This window comes from Blattabacterium cuenoti, from assembly GCF_014251715.1.
GTDB classification, from domain to species: Bacteria; Bacteroidota; Bacteroidia; order Flavobacteriales; family Blattabacteriaceae; genus Blattabacterium; species Blattabacterium cuenoti_M.
Genome location: NZ_CP059198.1, coordinates 543,260 through 565,488 on the forward strand (window position 1 = coordinate 543,260; position 22,229 = coordinate 565,488).

Here is a 22,229-nt window from a genome sequence, read left to right on the forward strand (position 1 = left end):
TTTTAATCTAAATTTCATAATTTCATATTTATTAGCAAATAAAATAAAATGCGTATAAGGAACTTTTTTACAGTTTTTGTAACCATAATATTGACCACAATTTGTTTATATTATATACTTTCTAGTATATATTTTTTTGATACAAAATTATTAAAAAATAATAAAAAAACTTTAAATCTAGGTTTAGATTTAAAAGGAGGAATTAGTATGATTTTAGATATATCCGAAAAAGATTTATTGAAAAAACTTTCTGAAAATTCCAAAAATTATATCTTTCTAAAAGCATTAGAAAATGCAGATAAGAAAAAAAAAGAGAATCCCAATATAGATTACTTATCTTATTTTATTAATGATATTAATAATAAAAAAATTAATTTATCATCTCCTAATTTATTTGGAAATAGATCAAATATAGAAAATATTGATTTGAATAGTTCAAATACAGAAGTAGAAAAATTTATTAGAAAAAAAATAGAATCCTCTATTATTTCTACTCAGAATATTTTAATATCTAGAATAGATCAATTTGGAATAATACAACCAAATATACAAAGAATAAAGAATTCTAATAGAATTTTAATAGAATTATCTGGAATAAAAAATATAGATAGAATAAAAAATATTTTAGAAAAAAAAGCAAAATTACATTTTTTTGAAACTTATAATTTTAACGAAATTTTCCCATATTTTAATGTTATTAATAATTTTTTTAATAAAAAATTAAATAATAACATTAAAAAAAAATCTTTTATAGATATTTTGAATATTTCTTATATAAAGGATACAAATACAATAGGATTAGTTCATAAAAAATATAAAAAAATAATTTCTGAATTTTTGAATTCAACGGAGGCTACAAATGCTTTACCATATAATTTACATAACATAAAATTTTTATGGGGACATAAAAGCGTTTCTAACGATGATTTTTTTACACTTTTTGCTGTAAAAAAAAATGATGAAGAAATGTCATCTTCTTTGACAGGAGATATGGTTACTCGTGCTTATAAATCTTTTGGTTCTTTTGATGAAATATCCATAAATATAAAAATGAATCAAGAAGGAACTAAAAAATGGAAAATATTTACTGAAAAAAATATTGGTAGAGGGATAGCAATAGTACTTGATGATTTAGTTTATACATGTCCTGTAGTAAAATCTGTTATACCAAATGGTATATCTCAAATATCTGGACGTTTTTCTATACAAGAATCTAATGATTTGGTAAATGTATTAAATGCAGGAGAATTACCTACTTCTGTAAAAATTGTTCAAACTTCAATTGTAGGACCTTCTTTGGGAAAAGAATCGATTCAAAAAGGTGTAAAATCTTTTTTAATAGCTTTATTTTTTGTTTTTTTTTGGATGATTTTTTATTATTTAATTCCAGGATTGTATGCTAATATTGTTTTAATTTTTAATATAATATTTATTTTTGGTGTTCTTATTTCCATAAATGCTGTATTAACTTTTCCTGGAATTGCAGGAGTAATATTAACATTAGCAATATCCATGGATGGTCATATTCTTATTTATGAAAGAATTAAGGAAAATATAAAAAATAAAATCCCCATTACAACATCTATTAATGATAGTTATACATTTAAGGGAGCTTTATCGTCTATTCTAGATGGACAAATTACTACTTTATTATGTGGAATTATTTTATTCTATTTCGGAATAGGACCAATTAGAGGATTTTCTACAACTTTAATTATTGGGATCATCATTTCTGTATTTACTTCAACTTGTTTAGGAAGGCTATTTTTAGAATGGCATTTAAAAAAAAATCCAAATATTATTTTTTATAATAAAATATTTGTTTTTATCTTTCATAAGATTATGAATATACAATGGGATTTTTTATCCAAAAGAAAATGGTTTTACATGATTTCTTCTGCTCTTTTAATTATTAGTATATATTCAATAATTTTTAAAGGATTAAATTTAGGATTAGATTTTGTTGGAGGACGTTCTTATGTAATTATTTTTGATCGTAAAATAATTCCTGAAAAAATTTCGGAAATTTTATCAAAAACATTTATAGAAAACAATAAACCTTCATTTCCACATGTCAAAACATTTGGACAAAAAAATAAACTAAAAATAGTGACTAAATACAAAATATGGGAAGAAAATAATAAAGTAGACGAAGAAATATTGAAAAAAATGTTTTTTGCTTTGAAAAATTATTTTCCTATTGATTTTAATGATTTTAAAAATATAAAAAAAAACAAATATTTAGGTCTTTTATCTTCTGAAAAAGTAGGCCCTTTAATAGCTAAAAAATTGATTTATAAATCTTTTATTTCTATTATAATTTCTTTAATAGGAATATTTTTTTACATCTTTATAAGATTCAAAAAATGGCAATTTGGATTAGGAGCTGTAGTATCTCTTATACATGATTCCATCATTGTACTTGGAATATTTTCTTTTTTTCAAAAAAAATTTCCAATTATGGAAATTGATCAAAATTTTATAGCGGCATTATTGACTATAATAGGTTACTCTATTAATGATACAGTGATAGTTTATGATAAAATTAGAAAAATTTCGGTAAAAAAAATATTTACAAAAAATGTTGTTAATAATGGAATTTCTAATTCTATTAGTAGAACTATAAATACTTCATTTCTTACTTTATTAGTAATTTCTATACTTTTATTATTTGGAGGTCTTGCTATTCGTAGTTTTATGTTTGCTTTATTTATTGGAGTAAGTATTGGAACTTATTCCTCCATATTTATAGCTCCATCTATAGTATATGATTGTTGTAAAATAAAAATATAGAAAAATGAAAAATTTTTTGTTTATTAGTATTGAAGAAAGCTTTTTTATTATTTTTGTAGCGATACTCATATTTGGTCCTAAAAAAATACCGGATATAGCTCGTGGTTTAGGAGAAGGAATACGATATTTTAAAAATGCTAAAGAAAAAATTAAAAATGAAATTATAATGCAAAATAATATCAATAAACCTATTAAAGATAAAAAAATAAAGAAAAATATACCTCCTTATTCTATAAAACGAAATAATAATTAATAATTTTTTCTATAATCTTTTATTTTAGATTTTTCTATTAAAACATCTCCTAATTTTTCTAAAATATTTTTGCTTAAAAAAGAATTTAAAAGTTCTCTTTCATAAGAAATAGAAGAAGGATTCTTATATGTATATGTACTAAAACGTTTTAATGGTCTTATAAAAAAAACACCACTGTTACCTAATATAGGATTAGAAGTTTCATATAATTTTGAAGAAAAAGCATACCCCACTATTTTTGGTTCTTTGCAATTATTTATGATAGAATTATAGAAATTTATTTTATAAAATTTATTTATTTTTTTAGAAAAATGTAAAGCTATATTTTCCAAATTTTTATGAATTAATTCATTTTTTATTATTTTATTAAAATAAATTTTTAATTTATTATTAATTAAATATGGAGTTAAATTATTTTTTATTTTTTCAATAGAAATTCCTTTTTTTTGAATTTTAGATAAAATTACTATAATATAATCTTTATTTGCAGTAGAAAAAATTTTTATATCTCCCTTTTTTCTATTTTTTTCATAAGACCAATTGATAATTTTTTTATCTAATTCCGTATTTAATCCATTAATATTCCATTGATTATTTTTTACTTCTTCTAAAAAAATTGTTTCATATCTTTTTTTTCTTGCATTGTTAATAAATGTATTTAAATTAGAATTTTTATTTTTTTCCACAAATTTAACAATATTTTTATGAAACATTTTTTCCGTTTTTTTTGATGGAAAAAGTGTTTTTATTATTATAGCAAACTGATAAACAGGTTTAATATCTTTTTTATTATCTATTTTTATAATATGATAACCAAATTTAGTTTCAGTAATCCCTATCATTCCTATTTTATTTTCTGAAGAAAAAATATCAAATTTTCCTGGAAAATTTTGTTCTCCATATTTCATCCATCCTAAACTACCTTTATTTATTTTAGCATTCATAAAATCATCAGATTTTTTTTCAACTAAATAATTGAATCTATTAGGATTTTTTTTAATAGTATTATATATTTTTTTAGCTATTTTTTCAGCTTCTTTTTTGGTTCTACTATTATAATAACGTATAGCTTCTTTATGAGAAATTAATATATGACTGGATAAAACAGAATTATGTATCATTTTTTTTCCTGTTAATTTAGCCATGATATAAATGTTATTTTCTTTCACTGGACCAAACATACTTCCAATACTATTATTGTTTTTTACAAAATTTTGAAAAATAGGAGGAAGGTTTTTTTTTAAATAAAAATTAGAATCAAAAGGTTTTTCAGATTGATTAGAAACAATTATAGAATGATGATTGGAATCTTTAAATTTATAAAATAATTTTTTCATTTTATAATCCATATTTTTCTCATCAAACAATGAAGGATGAGAACGAAAAATAACGAAACTCAAACTCCTTAAATCTTCTTTTTTATAAAGAAATTTATTTTTTTTAATATAATTACAAATATCATTATTACTTATAGAATTATATTTTTTTTCTATTTCGGAATAAGGGATAAAAATATAATCAATGATAGAAAAAAAATTTTTATTTTTATAATTTAATTCAGCTTCTATAGAAGAAGTATTAAATCCATACATTAACATTTCTACATATTTTCTTGCGATAATCCTTTTTTTAATGTTATTTTTTTCATAATCCCAAATATTTTTTTCCTCTTCTATTTGAGGCGTTATAGATGTTACATTTCTAGATAATTTTTCTAAATTTTTCAAATATAATTGGAATTTTTTTATATCCATTTTCCCCTTTTTATCTTGAAAATCTATAATTTTACTATATATAGATTGTTTTTTAATAGCATTCCAAAAATCTTTTTTTGTATTTTGTATTCCTAATTTTACTGCCTGTTGATTTAATACTTTTTCATTAACTAATAATTTCCAAGCATCATTTTTTAAATAAAAATCAGGTTCTTCTTCACGAAATCGTTTCAAAAATTGAAAACAATCAAGATATTCTTTTACAGAAATATTCTCTCCATTTACTTTTCCTATTACATTTGAATTTTTATAAAAAAATTTTAATAAAAAGTTAGGATCTAATATGAAAAAAATTAAAGAAATTCCTATAAATAAGAAAATAAACCATGTATTTTTTCTAATTTTTTCTAAAAAACTCATTTTATAAATTTTTTTGAAGAAAAACTTCTTCTATTTTATTTTTAGATACTTTTTTTATTTCAATATAAAAATTTTTATTAATGATAATTATTTCTCCATATTTTGGAATATTTCCTGTGTAAGTAACGATAAGACCTCCTAAAGTTTCGTATTTTTCAGATTTAGGAAGATCTATATTATATTTAGCATTAATAAAATCAATTTCTAAACGTGCAGAAAATAAAAATTTTTTATCATTTAATTTTTTATCCAATAAAATATTCTCATCATGTTCATCTTTTATATCTCCAATAAATTCTTCCAAAATATCTTCTATGGTTATCATTCCTGCAGTTCCTCCATATTCATCTAAAACTATAGCTATGCTTCTTTTTTTTCTAATTAAAAGATCCATTATTTCTCTAACAGGAGTCGTTACATAAACCAATTCAACGGATCTAATTATAGATTCAATATTTTTTGGTTTTTTTAATAATTCTAAATAATGAATGTATCCAATAATATTATCTATATTATCTTGATAAATTACTATTTTAGATAACCCTTTTTCTGTGAATAAGTTACGAATATTATCCATAGAAAAAAATCTTATATTAGAAGAAATAATTTCTTTTCTAGGAACCATACATTCTCGCGCTTTTTTTTCAGAAAAATCCAAAGCTTTGTGAAAAATTTCAATTTCAAATTCAACGAATCCTTTCTCTTTTACATCGTTTTCTATATTTTCTGATAAAAAATAAATTAAATCTTCTTTATCAAAAATTTTTTTTTTATTATTTTCCTTTTCTCCTAAAATTTTCAAAAAAACATTAGATATCCAAATAACTGAATTTGTAATAGGAGAAAAAATTTTGCATATAATATATGCAGGTACAATAAATAAACTCAATAATTCGTTAGAATATACACTAAATATTATTTTAGGAATAAATTCTCCCATAATTAAAATAACAGTAGCAGAAAAAACCGTTTCTAAAAAAAAAATCCATAAAGAATTATCAAAAAATTCTTTTGGTAGAATAGAAAAAAATAATTTTCCCATATAAATACCATATATAACTAAAGAGATCGTATTCCCTATCAACATTGTTGTTATGAATTTTTTAGGATCATTAATACTCTTAGAAAGAAGTTTAGAACGAAATGAATCTTTTTTCTTTTCTAATTCTATTTGAAATAAACTAGAAGAAATTAAGGCCATTTCCATTCCAGAAAAAAAAGCAGATATAAGTATAGTGATAAAAACTATACTAATATAAAAAATCATACAATTTTATTATATTGGAAAAATACCGCTAATATTTTTTAATTTAATTTTTTTTAAATCATCAGAAGCTTCTATTCCATTGATAGCATGTAAAATTGTCCCATCTGAATTATATATAGTTGTATATTTTCTATTAAATATCTTTTTTTGTTTTTTGTTCCAAAATATTTCTTCTGTTTTCAAAAAATATCCTTTAGGATTCATAATTTTTATGTTTCCTTTAATATGATAAAGTATTTTACCAATTGATTTAACCCAATTTGCCCTAAGATAAGTATATTTATTAGAGTTTCTTTCATAAAGAAATATAGAAACACCATTTGGAAATAAAGTGTAAAAAGTATATTCTTTTATAATAGGTGAATAAATAATAAATTTCAATAATCCTTTTTCTTTAAATAAAAGACTCGTTTTAATAAAAATTTTTTTAGGAATTTTTATTGTATTTTTTTTTATAAAATATTTTTTTTTTTTGCAAGAAAAAAGAAAAAAAAACAATAAAAAAAATATGATGATAAAATTTTTTGATTTATTACTTATTATTTTATTTATTGTACTTTTGTTAATTGTTTATCTTATTTAAGGTATCTTAGCTCAGTTGGTAGAGCAAAGGACTGAAAATCCTTGTGTCCCCGGTTCGATTCCGGGAGATACCATTATATCCCTAGTTCTTTTTTGACTTCTTCGGTAATATCTCCTCCTTTATTAACAATAACTCCTTTTCCAGGACTACAATCATCAACTCTTATAATATTTTTATCTTTATTTATTACTTTATTAATTGCATTTTCTATCTTTTTATATATAGGATTTAATAATTTATTTTGTTGATTTGTCAAATCATCTGCTGCAATTTTTTGATATGCATGAGCTCTTGCTTGCAAAATTTCTAATTCTTTTTTTAAAATGGGATTTTTATTTTTTTTAAATTTTTCTGCTTTTTTATGAAATTCCTTTGCTAATTTATCTAAAATATTTTCATGCATTTTACTAATTTTATCTAACTCCTTTTGAGCAATAGAAAATTCTGGCATTTTTTCTATAAGAACCATACTATTCAGACAAACTATTTTTTGATAACATTCTTTAGAAAAAGAAAAAAATGAATATCCAAATAAAAAGAAAAATAATAAAAAATAAAAAATTGTATTTTTTTTCATATGATTTTTGTGTTTATTAGATTACAAATCTTTTCCTACAATAAAATGTGTTTTCCATCTATATTTCATTTGATCAATTATATCTATAGGATATCCAAAATCTATTCCTATAATTCCTATTGGTATCCAAAAAAAACGAAATCCAAATCCAAAAGATTTATTCATTATTAGTGGATTATAATTTTTATAAGAATCACTTAAATTTCCTCCTTCTATAAAAAAAGTTGTCCAAATTTTAAATTTGGAAAAATCTTTAATCAAATAACGCATTTCTAAAACAAATTTGTTGTAAATCACCCCTCCGTAATTTGGAATATTATATTTAAAATTTTTTGTATTAGGAGAATATCCCCTTAACGGAATATGATCTATATTTTCTGATCCCAATGACCTATTTTGCACTCCACCCATATAAAACTTTTGAAAAGAAAATAATTCTTTTGAATTATTATATTGTCCTAAATATCCAAATTCTCCTCCTACTTTAAATACCATGTTTTTTATAATTTTTTTATACCAAAAAAAAATTATTTTAAACTTAAAATACTCCATCCATTTCATTTTATTTTCTTCATTTTGTTTTATAATCATAGAGTATGGAAGAGTAAATAGACTGTTCAATTGTATTTTTGAACCTCTAAATGGAAAAATAATATCTGGCTCAGTAGAAACTCTTTGCAATGAAATTAAATAACTAAGATTATTGAATTTACGTTTATTAAATAAATGAGATGAAATATCTCTTTTGTAAGAAAATTTTTCATAATCTATAGATGCTAAAATACTAGAATAAGGATCTAAAAAAGTTAAAAACTTGTTAAAGTTAATAGAAGTTGCTATTTTTTCAAATAATTGTTTTTCTTCATGTAATATTTTAGTGTTCTTATATATTTGAGAAAAAAAATAAAAATCATCCTCATTCTCATTTTTTATTTTTTTTCTTGAATAAGATCCCTTCAAAGTAAGGGATGTTGGATTTTTTTTTTCGATCCAATATATCCAAGGTTCTGTAAAAGAAAAACCATATGAGGCAAAATCTTTTCCTAATTGACTAAAAATAATTAATTTTTGTCCATCTCCTTGAGGAATAGGATTCCATGAATTCCATTTAAAAAAATTTTTAAAAGAAAAGTTCCCAAAATTTAATTTAAAATTTCCAATAATTTTTTTCATATCTTTTCCTCCAAATCCACCATATAACTGAAATTCATTAGTATTTTTCTCTACAATATGCCATACTATATCTACAAAATTATTTTTTTTATTCGGTTTTATTTCATAATACACTTTTTCAAAAAGATTCAAATCCTCCAAATGTAATAAACTATATCTTATTTTTTTAGGAGAGAAAATATCTCTTGGATAAATTTTTAATTCTCTTCTAATAATATGATCCTTAGTTATTGAATTCCCTAATATATTTACTTTATTTATATATACAGGATGATTTTCTTCTATTTGTATTTCTAAATCAATTTTATTATCTATTATTTTTTTTTCTATAGGTATTATATTAACGAATAAATAACCTAAATCTAAATAATTAGATAGAATACTGTTAGTAAAAACAGTATTAAAAATATTTTTTTGGATTCCAATTTTATTATAAATATCTCCTTTTTTGTAAGAAAAAATTTTATTTAAATAATCTTTTTTTAATTTTTTATTTCCTAAAATATTAATATTTCCTAAATAATATTTATTACCTTCAATTATTTTTATTTTTATTCCATAATTTCCAGAATTTTTTTTCCACACAGAATCCAAAAATACTTGAACGTCCATAAATCCCATAGATAAATATTTATCTATAATATTTTTTAAATCTTTTTTTATATTTTCTTCTACAAAAGAAGGATTTCCTATTATAGGAATGTAAAAACTTTTTTTAATTGTAATCATGAGATTTAACAATTCTTTATTACTAATCATTTTATTTCCTTCAAAAAATATTTCTTCTATTCCTATTTTATTTCCTTTATCAACATGTATAGATAATATATTTTTATTATCTTTTTTAGTTATTTCATTTTTTATATTAATTTCATGAAATCCTTTATTTTTATAATATTCTTGAATTTTATTTTTTATAGTTTGAATTAAATCTCCAGAAATTTTTTCTCCTTTTTTTATTTTTTTTATATTCAAAAATTGATCTTTTCTAATTCCTTTTACTTTTATTTCATCAATTTCTATCAAATCTTCTAATTCAAAAAATAAATCAATTTCATCTTTATATATATTTTTTTTATATACAGATATATCTTTAAAAAGATTGCTATTCCATAATTTTTTAATAGCTATCTGTATTCCATAAGTATCAACTAATTCTCCAGTAGAAATTCCAGATAAATTAGAAATAAAACGATTATCATATTTTGTTTTTCCCATAATATGAATATTCTTTACAATAAAATTTGATTTTTTTTGATTTTGTTTAGGTAAATCAAAATATTCATTTTTATTGAATGAGTATACCTGTTGGATTTGCATTATCATTAATAAATAAAAAATGCTCTTGAGAAAGATATTTTTTTTCATAAATACAAAAAGTTATTCTACGTTTCCAAAACGACGTTTTCTTTTTTGATAATTTATTATAGCTTTGAAAAAATCTTTTTTACGAAAATCAGGCCACAAAATATTTGTAAAATACAATTCTGCATAAGCAGATTGCCAAAGTAAAAAATTACTAATACGTTGTTCTCCACTAGTTCTGATAATTAAATCTACATCTGGTAAATCTTTAGTATATAAATTTTTTTGAAAAAAAGTAAAATCTATATCTTTTAATGAGAATAATCCTTGACAGACTTTTTTAGTAATATTTTTTGTTGCTCTTAAAATTTCTTCTCTTCCACTATAACTTAATGCTAAAATCAAAGTTCCAGATGTATTATGTTTTGTTTTTTTTATGAAAAAAAACAGTTCTTTTTGAATTATTTCAGAAAATTTTTCTATTTCTCCTATAGTGATAATTTTTACGTTTTTTTCATGAATTTCTTTTAAATGAATTTTTAAATTAGTATGAAACAAACGCATTAATCCATCTATTTCTTTTTTAGGCCTTTTCCAATTTTCAGAGGAAAATACATATAAAGTCATATAAGGAATTCCTAATTCTTTACATCCATTTATTGTATCTCTTACAGATTGTATTGCTTTTTCATGCCCAAATGTTCTTAATTTCCCTCTTTTTTCTGCCCAACGACCATTTCCATCCATTATCACAGCTACATGATGAGGTATATTATTATAATCTATTTCTTCTAGTAATTTTTTCATAAAAACATCTTTTACAAAGATATAAATTTCATATTCAATTTCTTTTATCCATTCCCCATAAAAGTTTTTCTCGTAATGTTTTATAATAAGTATTCTTTCTTTCTTGAATCATATATATATAAAAAGGAGCTTTTTGTATGTACAATTCATTATCCTTATTTAAAGAAGTCAATCTAGTATCCATAGATAAAGAATAAGATTTAACACGACTATGTATTTTTAAATGAACTTTTTTATGATCCGATATAATTAATGGACGTGAAAATAAATTATGTGGAGAGATAGGAGTAAGTACAAAATTATTGTTATCCGGACTAATAATAGGTCCACCGCAACTTAAAGAATATCCAGTAGATCCAGTTGGAGTAGAAATAATTAATCCATCTGCCCAATAAGAAGTCAAAAATTCATTATCAATGTAAGCATCTATAGTAATCATAGAAACGGTTTCTTTGCGAATAATTACGATTTCATTTAATGCAAAATTAAAAAACTGATGATGATCCATAATGGAAGTTTTCAAACTTAATAAGCTTCTAGGGATTAAAAGAAATTTTTTATTGAAAATTTGATCTATTTTTTTAATAAAAACATCTTTATTGAAAGTAGCTAAAAAACCTAAATTTCCTGTATTTACTCCAACTATAGGAATTCCAGAATCTCTTATTAATGTTATAGCGGATAAAATCGTACCATCTCCTCCAAAAGTAAACATTAAACTAAAATCTTTAGTTAATTCTTTGTAATGAGAAAATACAGGAAAATCCAGATTTTTAAATTCCTTAAAAGAAGATAAAATATGTAAAAATGATTTTTCAATATGAATTTCTATTGAATGACTAGATGCATAGCCTATGAACTGATTTAAATATGAAATATTATTTGCTACAAATTTTTGTCCATATACGGCTATTTTCATTTTGATTTTTTCACAATAAACTAAAAAAAAATTACGAATTTATATAATAAATGTACAAAAAAGATTAATTAATTTTTTTTTTTAATTAAATTTGTTTTTATGAAAAGGAAAGAAATATGAAAAAATCTTTATTTCCTGCTAAAATATTATTATTTGGAGAATATGGAGTTATAAAAAATTCTAGTGGTCTTTCCATTCCTCATAATTTTTATAAAGGAACTTTAAAATTTCATTCTAAATTTAATTTAGATATATTATCCTCTAATTATGAAATTAAAAAATATTATAATTTTTTATACATTCTAGAAAAAAAAAACAAATCTTAACAAGATTAAATTTAAAAAAATTACATAAAGATATACAAAATGGAATATCCTTTCATTCAAATATACCACAAAGATATGGTATAGGAAGTTCTGGAGCATTAGTTGCGGCTATTTATGATAAATATGCAAAAAATAAATGTCATGAAAATATAGTTTTTTTAAAAAAAATATTTAGTCAAATGGAATCTTTTTTTCATGGAAAAAGTTCCGGAATAGATCCTTTAATTTGTTATTTAAATTTACCTATACTTATTCGTTCAGAAACAGATATTTCTACTATAGTACTTCCAAAAAAAAATAAGGGGGAAGGTGCTATTTTTTTATTAAATTCGGGTATTCCTAGTAAAACGGCTTCTATGATAAAAATTTTTTTTGGAAAATTAAAATACCATAATTTTAAAAAAATTTTAAAAGAAGAATTTATAAAATATAATGAAAAATGTATTGAAGCTTTTTTAAAAGAAGATTTCAAAATTTTGTTAAAAAATGTAAAAAGACTCTCTATTTGGGTATTTCATCATTTTCGTCCCATGATACCAAAAAATTTTTGTAAAATATGGGAAGAAGGAATATTCCATAATCTTCATTATTTTAAATTGTGTGGTTCTGGAGGGGGAGGTTTTATTTTAGGATTTACTTCAAATTATGATTTATCCAAAAAAAGATTAAAAAAATATACAATGGAAGTCCTTTTTCGTTTTTAATTTTCATAAAAATGCATGATAACAATAAAATTAGATTAAACCAGTACTTATCTCATGCAGGGATTTCTTCCAGAAGAAAAGCAGATAAACTTATTCAATCTGGTGTTATAGAAGTTAATGGGATCCCTATTAATAAATTAGGAACTACTATTAATACAAATGATATTGTTACATTTAATGGATCAAAAATTAAAACTAAAAATAAAATTTATATACTACTTAATAAACCCAAAGGATTTATTACCTCAACACAGGATGAATTTAATAGGAAAACAGTAATGAATTTAATTTCAAATTATTCTGAATATAAAATTTTTCCTGTAGGTAGACTAGATTATTCTACTACGGGTGTATTATTACTTACTAACGATGGATATTTATCTGAAAAATTAACTCATCCAAAATATAAAATAAAAAAAATATATCATGTACTCTTAAATAAAAAAATTAAAAACGAAGATTTGGAAAAAATTAGAAAAGGAAAAATATATTTAAGAGAAGGAAAAGTAAAAGTTATTTTTGTAAATAAAATTGATACAAAAAATCAAGTAAAAATTGGATTATATATGGGTTGGAATAGAATTATTAAAAGAATTTTTAAAAAATTAAATTATCAAGTTATTCGATTGGATAGAGTATATTTCGGAGGATTCTCTAAAAAATATATTAAAAAAATAGGAAGCTGGTGTTTTTTTAATGAAAAAGAAGTAAAAAATATTATACAAAAAGAATTATGAAAAAAATAACCATTATTAATGGTCCAAATTTAAATCTTTTAGGAAAAAGAGAACCAGAATTATACGGAAGTGAAAACTTTTTGGACTATCTCAATAAATTAAAAAAAAAAAAACATTTTATAATGTGGAAATACTTTATTATCAAAATAATAGTGAGGGAAAAATTATAGATTTTTTACATTCTATAGAATTTAAATCGGATGGAATTATATTGAATGCAGGGGCTTATACTCATACTTCCATAGGGATTGCTGATGCTATAAAATCTATAAACACTCCAGTTATAGAAGTTCATATTTCTAATGTATATTCCAGAGAATCTTTTAGAAAAAAATCATTTATTTCTTCTGTTTGTAAAGGAACAATTTTTGGATTTGGATTAAAATCTTATGAATTAGGAATAATTAGTTTTTGTTTATAACAAATGAATTTTTTTAAATTTTATATAAAAAATTTTCATGATTAAAATCAAATTTAGAAAGCCACTTTTCTAATATTTTTATAAATTTTTTTGGATGTTCCATCATAGGAACATGTCCACATTTATCTATCCAATGTAATTCCGAATGAGGTAATAATTTATGAAATTCTTTTGCTACTTCTGGAGGCGTTACATGATCTTGTTTTCCCCATATCAAACAAATAGGTTGTTGAATAACAGATAAATCTTTAGACATATTATATTTCATTGCACTTTTAGCAATATATAAAGTTTTAATTACCTTTTTTTTATCATTTACAATATCAAATACTTCATCTACTAATTTTTTAGTTGCTATATTTGGATCATAAAATACTTCTTGTGATTTTTTTCTAATATATTCGTAGTTTTCTCTTTTAGGAAAAACAGATCCAAAAGTTTTTTCATACAATCCTGAACTTCCTGTCAAAACTACAGAATGTACTAAATCTATCCTTTTTTTTGCAATAATTAAAGCAATATGTCCTCCAAGAGAATTTCCTATTAAAGTAGCTTTTTTAATTCCTATTTCTATTAAAAATTGGATAATATATTTAGATAAACTATAAATATTTGTAAAAAGTAAAGGCATTTTATAAAGAGGTAATGAAGGAATGATTACTTTATAACCTTTATTTGGAAAAAAATCGAAAAGAGCCTTAAAATTACTTAATCCTCCCATCAATCCGTGAAGCAATATCAAAGGATGTCCTTTTCCTTTTTTAATATGGGGATACTTTTTTTTTTTATTCTTAAGATTAAGAAACATAACATATTTTCTTTACGATGTATTTTTTGAACATTGTTTTTGAACAAGAAAATAAGCCGCCTTTGCAGCCATTTCTTCTGATTTTTTTTTGGAAGTTCCTCTTCCTTCAGTTTGTATTCCACATTCTGATACTGTAAATTCAGATAAATAAATAATTATATTTTTATTTTTTTTTTCTCCTTCTCTAAAAGTTTTAAAATTTATTAAAAATTTATTTTTCTGAGACCATTCAATAATCCATACTTTATAGCTAAAAATTTCATTTTGTAATTTTGTAATATTTACATGAGTCTGTAATATTTTTTTATGTACAAAATCTTTACATCCTTGATATCCTATTTCTAAATAAATAAATCCTATTAAAGCTTCTAGTGTATTCCCCAATATATTATCAGATATAACAGGTTTATTAAAAAAAATATCTGTCAGAGTTAATTTTTTAAAAATTTCATTTAAATTTCTTCTACATACTATTTTAGATCGTATTTGAGTTAACTCACCTTCTTTTTTTTCAGGAAGTTTTTCGCATAAAAAATGCGATATTATAGAATTTAATACAGCGTCTCCCAAAAACTCTAATCTTTGAAAAGAAATAGAATAATTTTGATTTAAATTTCCTTTTTTTGCAGAAAAACTATATACAAATACTTCTTTTAAAAATTTTGTATTTTTTGGAAAAAATCCTAATATTTTTATTAATTTTTGAATCAAAATATAATTTTCATTTTTTTTTAAATTAAAAAACATTTTTTTTTTTGAATAAAATACAAACATTATGTCCTCCAAAACCAAAAGTATTACATATACTAATTTGTACTTTTTTTCTTATAGCTTTATTGGGAATAAAGTTAATTTTTGTATCTATATTTTTATCTATATGAAACAAGTTTATGGTTGGAGGAATAATTCCTTTTGTTAAAGGAAGTATAGAAGCTATAGCTTCTATTGCTCCAGCTGCACCTAATAAATGACCTGTCATAGATTTTGTAGAATTAATATATATATTATATATTTTTTCATGAAAAACTTTTTGAATAGCTTTTACTTCTGCAATATCTCCCAATTTTGTAGAAGTTCCATGAGAATTAATATGATCAACATCTTGATATTTAATTTTTGCATCTTTTATAGCCGCTTCCATAGCTAAAATAATACCTTTTCCTTCTGGATGAGGAGCCGTTATGTGATAAGCATCTCCAGACATGCCAACTCCTCCTATTTCAGCATATATATAAGCTCCTCTTTCTTTAGCATGTTTATATTCTTCAAGAACAAGACATCCTGCGCCCTCTCCCAAAACAAATCCATCTCTATCCTCATCAAAAGGACGTGAAGCTGTTTTATAATCTTTATTTCTAGTAGATAAAGCATGTAAAGCATTAAAACCACCAACTCCACTTTGTGTTATAGCAGCTTCAGATCCACCTGTTACCATAATATCAGCTTTTCCTAAACATATTAAATGATAAGCATCTACTATGGCATTAGAAGAAGATGCGCAAGAAGATACGGTAGCGTAATTTGGTCCATGAAGTCCATAATTCATAGAAATAAAACCAGCAGTAATATCTATGAGCATTTTAGGAATAAAAAATGGACTAAATCTAGGAAGTTTTCCTCCATTTACATAATCTGAAATAGATTCTTCTAAATTTAAAAGACCTCCAATTCCAGATGCCCAAATAACTCCAATTCTTTCTCTTTTTTCTTTAGAAAAATTAATTCCACTATTTTTTATAGCTTCTTCAGAAGCTACAATTCCATATTGCGCACAAGGATCTAATTTTTTTCTTTCTTTTTTACTAAAAAAAAGACTTGGATCATAATTTTTTAATTCACAAGCAAATTTAGTCTTATATTTTTTAGTATCAAAATAAGTAATAGGAGCACAACCATTTTTTCCGCTAATAAGAGAAATCCAATATTCTTCAACATTATTTCCTATAGGAGTAATAGATCCAATTCCAGTAATTACTACTTTTTTCAAATCCTCCATATCATTTCATTCATCCATAAAAAAATATTTTTTTAATTAATTAGGTTTTTCAATATTATTTTTATCTCTTAAAAGATCTTCTATAGACTGTATAGCTTCGCCTACTGTTGTTATTTTTTCTGCTTTATCATCAGAAATACTAATATTAAATTCTTTTTCAAATTCCATAATAAGTTCTACTATATCTAAGGAATCTGCTCCTAAATCATTGATAAAACTAGCAGTAGGAATAATTTCGCTTTTATCTACACTTAATTTTTCTACAATAAGAGCCTTTACTTTGGATGCTATATCATACATTGTCTCATAATTTTTATGGTACAAAATTAGTAAACTTTTATAAATCATATATAAATTTGCAATATGCAGAAATATATAAAATAGAATATATGATTCCTTTTTCTTTAAAAAATTACGGAATATTTAATTCTTCCGAAAATTGTCAGTTATCTCCTAATGAATTACAAAATATAATTATTAAAAAAAAAATGGGAGTAGAAACAAAATCAGGAGTTTTAGCAATAAAGACTGGCTCATTCACTGGAAGATCTCCCAAAGATAGATTTATAGTAAAAGATGTCATTACAAAAAAACAAGTTTGGTGGGATAAAAAATTTAATCAATCTTTTGATCCAGAAAAATTTGATCATTTGTATAAAAAAATAGTTAAGTATTTATCTGGAAAAACATTATACATTAGAGATGGATATCTTTGTTCTGATAAACGTTATCAATTCAATATTCGTTCTATCAGTGAATATCCATGGTCTGATCTATTTGTACATAATCTTTTCTTAAGATTTTCAAAAATTGAATTTGGAAAAATTTTACCAGATTGGTTATTATTTTGTGCTCCAGGTTTTAAATCTGATCCTATAAAAGATGGAACAAATCAAAAAAACTTTTCTATACTAAATTTTTCTAAAAAAATAGTTTTAATTGGAGGATCAGGATATACAGGAGAAATAAAAAAATCAATATTTTCTGTACTAAATTTTATACTTCCTATATATAAAAATGTGTTCCCAATGCATTGCGCTGCAAATATAGGAAAATATAAAAAAGATACAGCCCTTTTTTTTGGGTTATCTGGGACTGGAAAAACTACTATATCTAATGATCCCAATAGAAATTTAATAGGAGATGATGAACATGGCTGGACTTGTGATAACATTATTTTTAATTTTGAAGGAGGATGTTATGCAAAAGTATTGGGTATTTCTAGAAAAAAAGAACCTATGATTTATCACGCTATAAAAAAAGGAGCTATGTTGGAAAATGTTCTTTTCAAAAAAGAAACTCAAGAAGTAGATTTTCTAGATGATTCTATTACCCAAAATATGAGAATAAGCTATCCTATTCATTTCGTAAATAATATTGAAAAAAAATTATTATCTTCTAATATTAAGAACATTTTTTTTCTAACATATGATGCTTTTGGAGTTTTACCTCCTATAGCAAAATTGAATCGATCACAATCTTCTTATTATTTTTTGTTAGGATATACTTCTAAAGTAGCTGGAACAGAACTTAATATAAAAAAACCACAAGCTACTTTTTCTTCATGTTTTGGAGCTCCATTCATGCCTTTACATCCTGTAAAATACACCAATATGCTAATAAAAAAATTAGATAATACAGAAATAAATGTATGGATGGTCAATACAGGATTAATATCAGGAGAATATTCATCTGGATATAGGATACAATTAAATGATACTAGAAAAATAGTGCAAAGTGCTTTAAACGGTTTACTATTAAAAGTCCCTTATGAAAAAGATCCAGTTTTCAATTTTTTAATACCAAAATATTGTCCAGGGGTATCTTCTTCCATATTGAATCCAAAAAATTTATGGAAAAACAAAAAAATGTATAGAATTCAAGTGAAAATACTTGCAAAAAAATTTATCAATCATTTTGAAATGTATAGAAAATATACGGATAAAAATATTTCATCTGGAGAACCTATTTTATAAAATAGGTTCTCCCTCATTTTTTTTAAGGTATTTAGCGATATATTTTCCTAGAATATCAAATTCTACATTTACAATATCTCCTACTTTCATAAAATGAAGGTTAGTTTTTTTATAAGTATAAGGAATAATAGAAACACTAAATACATTTTTTTTACATGTTATAATAGTAAGACTAACTCCATTGATAGCAATAGATCCTTTTTCTATAACTAGATTATTAAATTTTTTTTTAAGTTTAAAAAAAAATAACCAACTTCCATTTTTATTTTCTATTTTTTTTATTTTAGCAGTTGTATCTACATGTCCTTGCACTATGTGTCCATCAAATCTTTCATGCATCATTAATCCTCTTTCTAAATTAACTTCATCTTTAATTTTTAAAAAATTTAAATTAGTACATAGTAAAGTTTCTTCAGAAGCTATGACTGAATAAGTTTTTTTATTTATATCTATAATAGTAAAACATATTCCATTATGACAAATGCTTTGGGGAATTTTTATTTTATATAAAAATGGATTATTAAAAGTAATATAAAGATTTTTTTTTTCACGATTTAGTTTATGTACTTTTGTTGTACATTCTATAATTCCAGTAAACATAATTATTTATAATTTTTTTAAAATTAAATGAATTACAGGAAAAAAAAAATTAAAGTAGGATTTACTACAGGTGATATTAACGGAATAGGAATAGAAATTTTTTTAAAAGTATGTAGTAAAAAAAGACTTTTAGATTTTTTTACCCCAATATTATTCGGATCTACTAAATTATGTTCTTATTATAAGAAAATATTAAATATGGAGATCAATCATATTAAAGAAATAAAAAAATTTAAAGAAATTGTAGATCATAAAATTAATGTTTTTAACATATGGAAAGAAGATATTAAATTTGAATCTATAAAAATAAATAATCCAGATTCAGGAAAATATCCTATTACATCTTTAAAAAAAGCTGTAAAAGCTTTAAAAGAAGAAAAAATAGATGTTCTTGTTACAGCTCCCGTAAATAAAAAATGTATGAATTTAAAAAATTTTTCATTTTTTGGACACACGGAATATTTACAAAATATTTTAGAAGGTGAATCTTTGATGATAATGATTCACAATCTTTTAAAAGTAGCTTTAGTAACTAATCATTTACCTTTAAAAAAAGTTAGTTCAGAATTAAACGTAAAAAAAATAATAAAATCAATAAAAATTTTACGTCAATCTCTTATTATTGATTTTACTATAGAAAAACCTAAAATTGCAGTTTTAGGATGTAATCCTCATTCCAGTGATAATGGATTAATAGGAGATGAAGAAAAAACAAAAATAAAACCAGCCATTGATAATTTATTTCAAAAACAAGGATGGTTAGTTTTTGGCCCTTATTCTTCAGATAGTTTTTTTGGAAATCAAAATTATCGTAATTTTGATGCAATTTTAGCTATGTATCACGATCAAGGATTAATACCCTTTAAAACATTAACTTTTAATCAAGGAGTTAACTTTACAGCAGGTCTTTCTCACATACGAACATCTCCTGATCATGGAGTAGCTTATGATATAGCTAAAAAAGGAATTGCCAATGAAAATTCTTTTGAAGAAGCTATTTTTAGCGCTATAAAAATATTTAAAAATAGAAAAGAGTATATGAAACTTATTTCTTCTAAATTATTGTAAAATAACAATAACTGAATTTTTTTTTACTTTTAAAAATCCACCTTTTATTTTAATTTTTTTTTCAAAATTTTTTAAAAATAATTTTATGATCCCATCGCCTAATACAGAAATAAAAGGAGCATGATTTTCTAAAACTTGAAAATATCCATTCAATCCAGGAGCTATAATAGAAATTATATTTCCTTTAAATAAAATGTTATTACAATTAATAATTTCTATTTGCATAAAAAATTATGTTGATAATATTTTTTTTCCAGTTTCTATCACTTGTTCAATGGTTCCTTTTAAATTAAAAGCTATTTCTGGTATATGATCCAGCTCTCCATCTATTATCATATTGAATCCTTTTATAGTATCCTCAATTTTTACGAATTCTCCTTCAATCCCTGTAAACTGTTTTGCAACATGAAACGGTTGAGATAAAAAACGTTGAACACGTCTGGCTCTATAAACTATTAATTTATCTTCTTCACTTAATTCTTCTATTCCTAAAATAACTATAATATCTTGCAACGAATTATATTTTTGCAAAATTTTTTTAACACGTTGTGCGCAATTATAATGACTTTCGTTTATTATATCTGGAGATAAAATACGTGAAGTGGAATCTAAAGGATCTACTGCAGGATAAATACCTAAAGATGCTATTTTTCTAGAAAGAACTGTCGTTGCATCTAAATGCGAAAATGTAATAGCAGGAGCAGGATCTGTTAAATCATCTGCAGGAACATAAACTGCTTGGACTGAAGTAATGGATCCTTTTTTTGTAGAAGTAATCCTTTCCTGCATGGATCCCATTTCAGAAGATAAAGTTGGTTGATATCCTACAGATGAAGGAATTCTTCCTAATAAAGCTGAAACTTCAGATCCTGCTTGAGTAAAACGAAATATATTATCTATAAAAAACAATACATCTTGTCCTTTTTTTTCTCCTAAAAATTGATCTCTATAATATTCAGCCAATGTTAATCCAGATAAAGCTACTCTAGCTCTAGCTCCAGGAGGTTCATTCATTTGTCCAAAAACAAAAACGGCTTTAGATTCCTTTACAGCTTCTTTATCTACTTTAGAAATATCCCAATGTCCTTTTTTCATAGATTTCATAAAAGAATCTCCATATTTTATAATTCCAGATTCTAACATTTCTCTTAATAAATCATTTCCTTCCCTAGACCTTTCTCCTACTCCTGCAAAAACTGATCTTCCTCCATGTCCTTTTGCTACATTATTTATTAATTCTTGTATTAATACAGTTTTTCCTACTCCTGCTCCTCCAAATAGTCCTATTTTTCCTCCTTTTGGATAAGGTTCTATCAAATCAATGACTTTAATTCCTGTATACAAAATTTCTGTATCTGTTGATAAATCTTGAAATGTTGGAGGATCACTGTGAATAGGTCTAGTTATAGACCTATCTATATCCCCTAATCCATCGATGCAATTCCCCAAAACATTAAAAACTCTTCCATTAATAGATATACCTACAGGTACACTAATTGGTTTATCTAAAGCTTCAACTTCTTGACCTCTTTGTAATCCATCTGTTGTTTCCATAGAAATACAACGAACATTTTTATCTCCAATATGTTGTTGTACTTCCAATACTATTTTATTTTTTTTGGATAATTTTACTTCCAATGCATCATAAATTTTAGGAAGATAAGACCCATTTTGAAAAGAAACATCAATTATTGGTCCTATAATTTGAGTAATGATTCCCTTTATTTTTTTTTTATGCATCATGCAATTCTTTTTTTTTGAATTTATTCAAATCCATATAT

Annotated in this window: 19 protein-coding genes, 1 tRNA gene and 2 pseudogenes; 8 read left to right on the top strand and 14 right to left on the bottom strand. The window is 23.1% G+C overall.

Annotated features, from left to right (window positions below; translation table 11 throughout):
* Positions 1–48: 48 nt before the first annotated feature.
* Positions 49–2,793 carry a protein translocase subunit SecD gene (secD, locus tag H0H59_RS02685; RefSeq protein ID WP_185862081.1) on the top strand — a complete coding sequence of 915 codons (2,745 nt, stop codon included), beginning with the start codon at positions 49–51 and terminating at the stop codon, positions 2,791–2,793.
* A 4-nt stretch (positions 2,794–2,797) separates the two neighbouring features.
* A complete protein-coding gene (locus H0H59_RS02690; RefSeq protein WP_185862082.1) occupies positions 2,798–3,046 on the top strand; it encodes a Sec-independent protein translocase subunit TatA/TatB in 249 nt (82 codons plus the stop codon).
* Here H0H59_RS02690 and H0H59_RS02695 read toward each other — a convergent pair.
* Genes H0H59_RS02695 through H0H59_RS02705 form a run of 3 tightly spaced genes read right to left on the bottom strand, consistent with a single transcriptional unit; the run spans position 3,043 to position 6,946 of the window.
* The gene (locus H0H59_RS02695) at positions 3,043–5,181 is read right to left on the bottom strand and encodes a SurA N-terminal domain-containing protein (RefSeq protein WP_185862083.1); all 2,139 of its coding nucleotides are present in this window, start codon (positions 5,179–5,181) and stop codon (positions 3,043–3,045) included. The genes H0H59_RS02690 and H0H59_RS02695 overlap by 4 nt on opposite strands.
* Position 5,182: 1 nt before the next feature.
* Complete coding sequence (locus tag H0H59_RS02700) at positions 5,183–6,448, bottom strand: hemolysin family protein (RefSeq protein ID WP_185862084.1); 1,266 nt, start codon at positions 6,446–6,448, stop codon at positions 5,183–5,185.
* A 9-nt stretch (positions 6,449–6,457) separates the two neighbouring features.
* Positions 6,458–6,946 (bottom strand): hypothetical protein, encoded by a 489-nt coding sequence (locus H0H59_RS02705; RefSeq protein ID WP_185862085.1) that lies wholly within the window; start codon positions 6,944–6,946, stop codon positions 6,458–6,460.
* Between the two features lie 85 nt (positions 6,947–7,031).
* On the opposite strand from H0H59_RS02705, the gene H0H59_RS02710 reads away from it, so the two are divergent.
* A tRNA-Phe gene (locus H0H59_RS02710) sits at positions 7,032–7,104 on the top strand.
* Here the strand turns inward: H0H59_RS02710 and H0H59_RS02715 are convergent.
* The 4 genes from H0H59_RS02715 to H0H59_RS02730 are packed head-to-tail and all read right to left on the bottom strand — an operon-like array spanning position 7,105 to position 11,812.
* Entirely contained in the window at positions 7,105–7,608 is a 504-nt protein-coding gene (locus tag H0H59_RS02715; protein ID WP_185862086.1) for an OmpH family outer membrane protein, read from the bottom strand.
* Between the two features lie 21 nt (positions 7,609–7,629).
* Positions 7,630–10,101 carry a BamA/OMP85 family outer membrane protein gene (locus H0H59_RS02720; RefSeq protein ID WP_238785013.1) on the bottom strand — a complete coding sequence of 824 codons (2,472 nt, stop codon included), beginning with the start codon at positions 10,099–10,101 and terminating at the stop codon, positions 7,630–7,632.
* 60 nt (positions 10,102–10,161) lie between these two features.
* The gene (locus H0H59_RS02725) at positions 10,162–10,893 is read right to left on the bottom strand and encodes an isoprenyl transferase (RefSeq protein ID WP_185862088.1); all 732 of its coding nucleotides are present in this window, start codon (positions 10,891–10,893) and stop codon (positions 10,162–10,164) included.
* A gap of 34 nt (positions 10,894–10,927) precedes the next feature.
* Positions 10,928–11,812: an NAD kinase gene (locus H0H59_RS02730; protein WP_185862089.1), complete on the bottom strand. Its 885-nt coding sequence runs from the start codon at positions 11,810–11,812 to the stop codon at positions 10,928–10,930.
* 116 nt (positions 11,813–11,928) lie between these two features.
* On the opposite strand from H0H59_RS02730, the pseudogene H0H59_RS02735 reads away from it, so the two are divergent.
* From H0H59_RS02735 to aroQ, 3 genes and pseudogenes are all read left to right on the top strand, one after another.
* Positions 11,929–12,842: pseudogene (locus tag H0H59_RS02735) on the top strand (mevalonate kinase family protein).
* Positions 12,843–12,853: 11 nt separating this feature from the next.
* On the top strand, positions 12,854–13,579 hold the full coding sequence (locus H0H59_RS02740; protein WP_185862090.1) for a pseudouridine synthase: 726 nt from the start codon (positions 12,854–12,856) through the stop codon (positions 13,577–13,579).
* Positions 13,576–14,000, top strand: a pseudogene (gene aroQ / locus H0H59_RS02745) (type II 3-dehydroquinate dehydratase). The gene H0H59_RS02740 and the pseudogene aroQ overlap by 4 nt, the downstream one beginning before the upstream one ends.
* A gap of 13 nt (positions 14,001–14,013) precedes the next feature.
* On the opposite strand, the gene H0H59_RS02750 reads toward aroQ, so the two are convergent.
* The 4 genes from H0H59_RS02750 to H0H59_RS02765 are packed head-to-tail and all read right to left on the bottom strand — an operon-like array spanning position 14,014 to position 17,104.
* Positions 14,014–14,808, bottom strand: coding sequence for an alpha/beta fold hydrolase (locus H0H59_RS02750; protein ID WP_185862091.1), 795 nt, complete (start codon positions 14,806–14,808; stop codon positions 14,014–14,016).
* 12 nt (positions 14,809–14,820) lie between these two features.
* Positions 14,821–15,555, bottom strand: a complete 735-nt coding sequence (locus H0H59_RS02755; RefSeq protein WP_185862092.1) for a ribonuclease III family protein — start codon at positions 15,553–15,555, stop codon at positions 14,821–14,823.
* Positions 15,545–16,804: a beta-ketoacyl-ACP synthase II gene (gene fabF / locus H0H59_RS02760; RefSeq protein WP_185862093.1), complete on the bottom strand. Its 1,260-nt coding sequence runs from the start codon at positions 16,802–16,804 to the stop codon at positions 15,545–15,547. Before fabF ends, H0H59_RS02755 begins: the two co-directional genes overlap by 11 nt.
* 36 nt (positions 16,805–16,840) lie before the next feature.
* A complete protein-coding gene (locus H0H59_RS02765) occupies positions 16,841–17,104 on the bottom strand; it encodes an acyl carrier protein (protein WP_185862094.1) in 264 nt (87 codons plus the stop codon).
* Between the two features lie 89 nt (positions 17,105–17,193).
* Here H0H59_RS02765 and H0H59_RS02770 point away from each other — a divergent pair, with 89 nt between their 5' ends.
* Positions 17,194–18,780, top strand: a complete 1,587-nt coding sequence (locus tag H0H59_RS02770; protein WP_185862435.1) for a phosphoenolpyruvate carboxykinase (ATP) — start codon at positions 17,194–17,196, stop codon at positions 18,778–18,780.
* Here H0H59_RS02770 and H0H59_RS02775 read toward each other — a convergent pair.
* Complete coding sequence (locus tag H0H59_RS02775) at positions 18,775–19,380, bottom strand: riboflavin synthase (protein WP_185862095.1); 606 nt, start codon at positions 19,378–19,380, stop codon at positions 18,775–18,777. The genes H0H59_RS02770 and H0H59_RS02775 overlap by 6 nt on opposite strands.
* Positions 19,381–19,407: 27 nt before the next feature.
* Between H0H59_RS02775 and pdxA the strand changes: the two genes are divergently transcribed.
* On the top strand, positions 19,408–20,448 hold the full coding sequence (gene pdxA / locus H0H59_RS02780; RefSeq protein WP_185862096.1) for a 4-hydroxythreonine-4-phosphate dehydrogenase PdxA: 1,041 nt from the start codon (positions 19,408–19,410) through the stop codon (positions 20,446–20,448).
* Here pdxA and H0H59_RS02785 read toward each other — a convergent pair.
* Together H0H59_RS02785 and atpD are read right to left on the bottom strand one after the other, a co-directional pair.
* Entirely contained in the window at positions 20,440–20,673 is a 234-nt protein-coding gene (locus H0H59_RS02785) for a F0F1 ATP synthase subunit epsilon (protein WP_185862097.1), read from the bottom strand. The genes pdxA and H0H59_RS02785 overlap by 9 nt on opposite strands.
* 6 nt (positions 20,674–20,679) lie before the next feature.
* The gene (gene atpD, locus H0H59_RS02790; protein WP_185862436.1) at positions 20,680–22,188 is read right to left on the bottom strand and encodes a F0F1 ATP synthase subunit beta; all 1,509 of its coding nucleotides are present in this window, start codon (positions 22,186–22,188) and stop codon (positions 20,680–20,682) included.
* Positions 22,189–22,229: the final 41 nt, after the last annotated feature.

Bases quoted from the DNA above. Each gene is read 5' to 3' on its own strand.
- secD (WP_185862081.1), top strand. From the start codon at position 49: ATGCGTATAAGGAACTTTTTTACAGTTTTTGTAACCATAATATTGACC.
- H0H59_RS02690 (WP_185862082.1), top strand. From the start codon at position 2,798: ATGAAAAATTTTTTGTTTATTAGTATTGAAGAAAGCTTTTTTATTATT.
- H0H59_RS02695 (WP_185862083.1), bottom strand. From the start codon at position 5,181: ATGAGTTTTTTAGAAAAAATTAGAAAAAATACATGGTTTATTTTCTTA.
- H0H59_RS02700 (WP_185862084.1), bottom strand. From the start codon at position 6,448: ATGATTTTTTATATTAGTATAGTTTTTATCACTATACTTATATCTGCT.
- H0H59_RS02715 (WP_185862086.1), bottom strand. From the start codon at position 7,608: ATGAAAAAAAATACAATTTTTTATTTTTTATTATTTTTCTTTTTATTT.
- H0H59_RS02720 (WP_238785013.1), bottom strand. From the start codon at position 10,101: ATGCAAATCCAACAGGTATACTCATTCAATAAAAATGAATATTTTGAT.
- H0H59_RS02725 (WP_185862088.1), bottom strand. From the start codon at position 10,893: ATGAAAAAATTACTAGAAGAAATAGATTATAATAATATACCTCATCAT.
- H0H59_RS02730 (WP_185862089.1), bottom strand. From the start codon at position 11,812: ATGAAAATAGCCGTATATGGACAAAAATTTGTAGCAAATAATATTTCA.
- H0H59_RS02740 (WP_185862090.1), top strand. From the start codon at position 12,854: ATGCATGATAACAATAAAATTAGATTAAACCAGTACTTATCTCATGCA.
- H0H59_RS02750 (WP_185862091.1), bottom strand. From the start codon at position 14,808: ATGTTTCTTAATCTTAAGAATAAAAAAAAAAAGTATCCCCATATTAAA.
- H0H59_RS02755 (WP_185862092.1), bottom strand. From the start codon at position 15,555: ATGTTTTTTAATTTAAAAAAAAATGAAAATTATATTTTGATTCAAAAA.
- fabF (WP_185862093.1), bottom strand. From the start codon at position 16,804: ATGGAGGATTTGAAAAAAGTAGTAATTACTGGAATTGGATCTATTACT.
- H0H59_RS02765 (WP_185862094.1), bottom strand. From the start codon at position 17,104: ATGTATGATATAGCATCCAAAGTAAAGGCTCTTATTGTAGAAAAATTA.
- H0H59_RS02770 (WP_185862435.1), top strand. From the start codon at position 17,194: ATGATTCCTTTTTCTTTAAAAAATTACGGAATATTTAATTCTTCCGAA.
- H0H59_RS02775 (WP_185862095.1), bottom strand. From the start codon at position 19,380: ATGTTTACTGGAATTATAGAATGTACAACAAAAGTACATAAACTAAAT.
- pdxA (WP_185862096.1), top strand. From the start codon at position 19,408: ATGAATTACAGGAAAAAAAAAATTAAAGTAGGATTTACTACAGGTGAT.
- H0H59_RS02785 (WP_185862097.1), bottom strand. From the start codon at position 20,673: ATGCAAATAGAAATTATTAATTGTAATAACATTTTATTTAAAGGAAAT.
- atpD (WP_185862436.1), bottom strand. From the start codon at position 22,188: ATGCATAAAAAAAAAATAAAGGGAATCATTACTCAAATTATAGGACCA.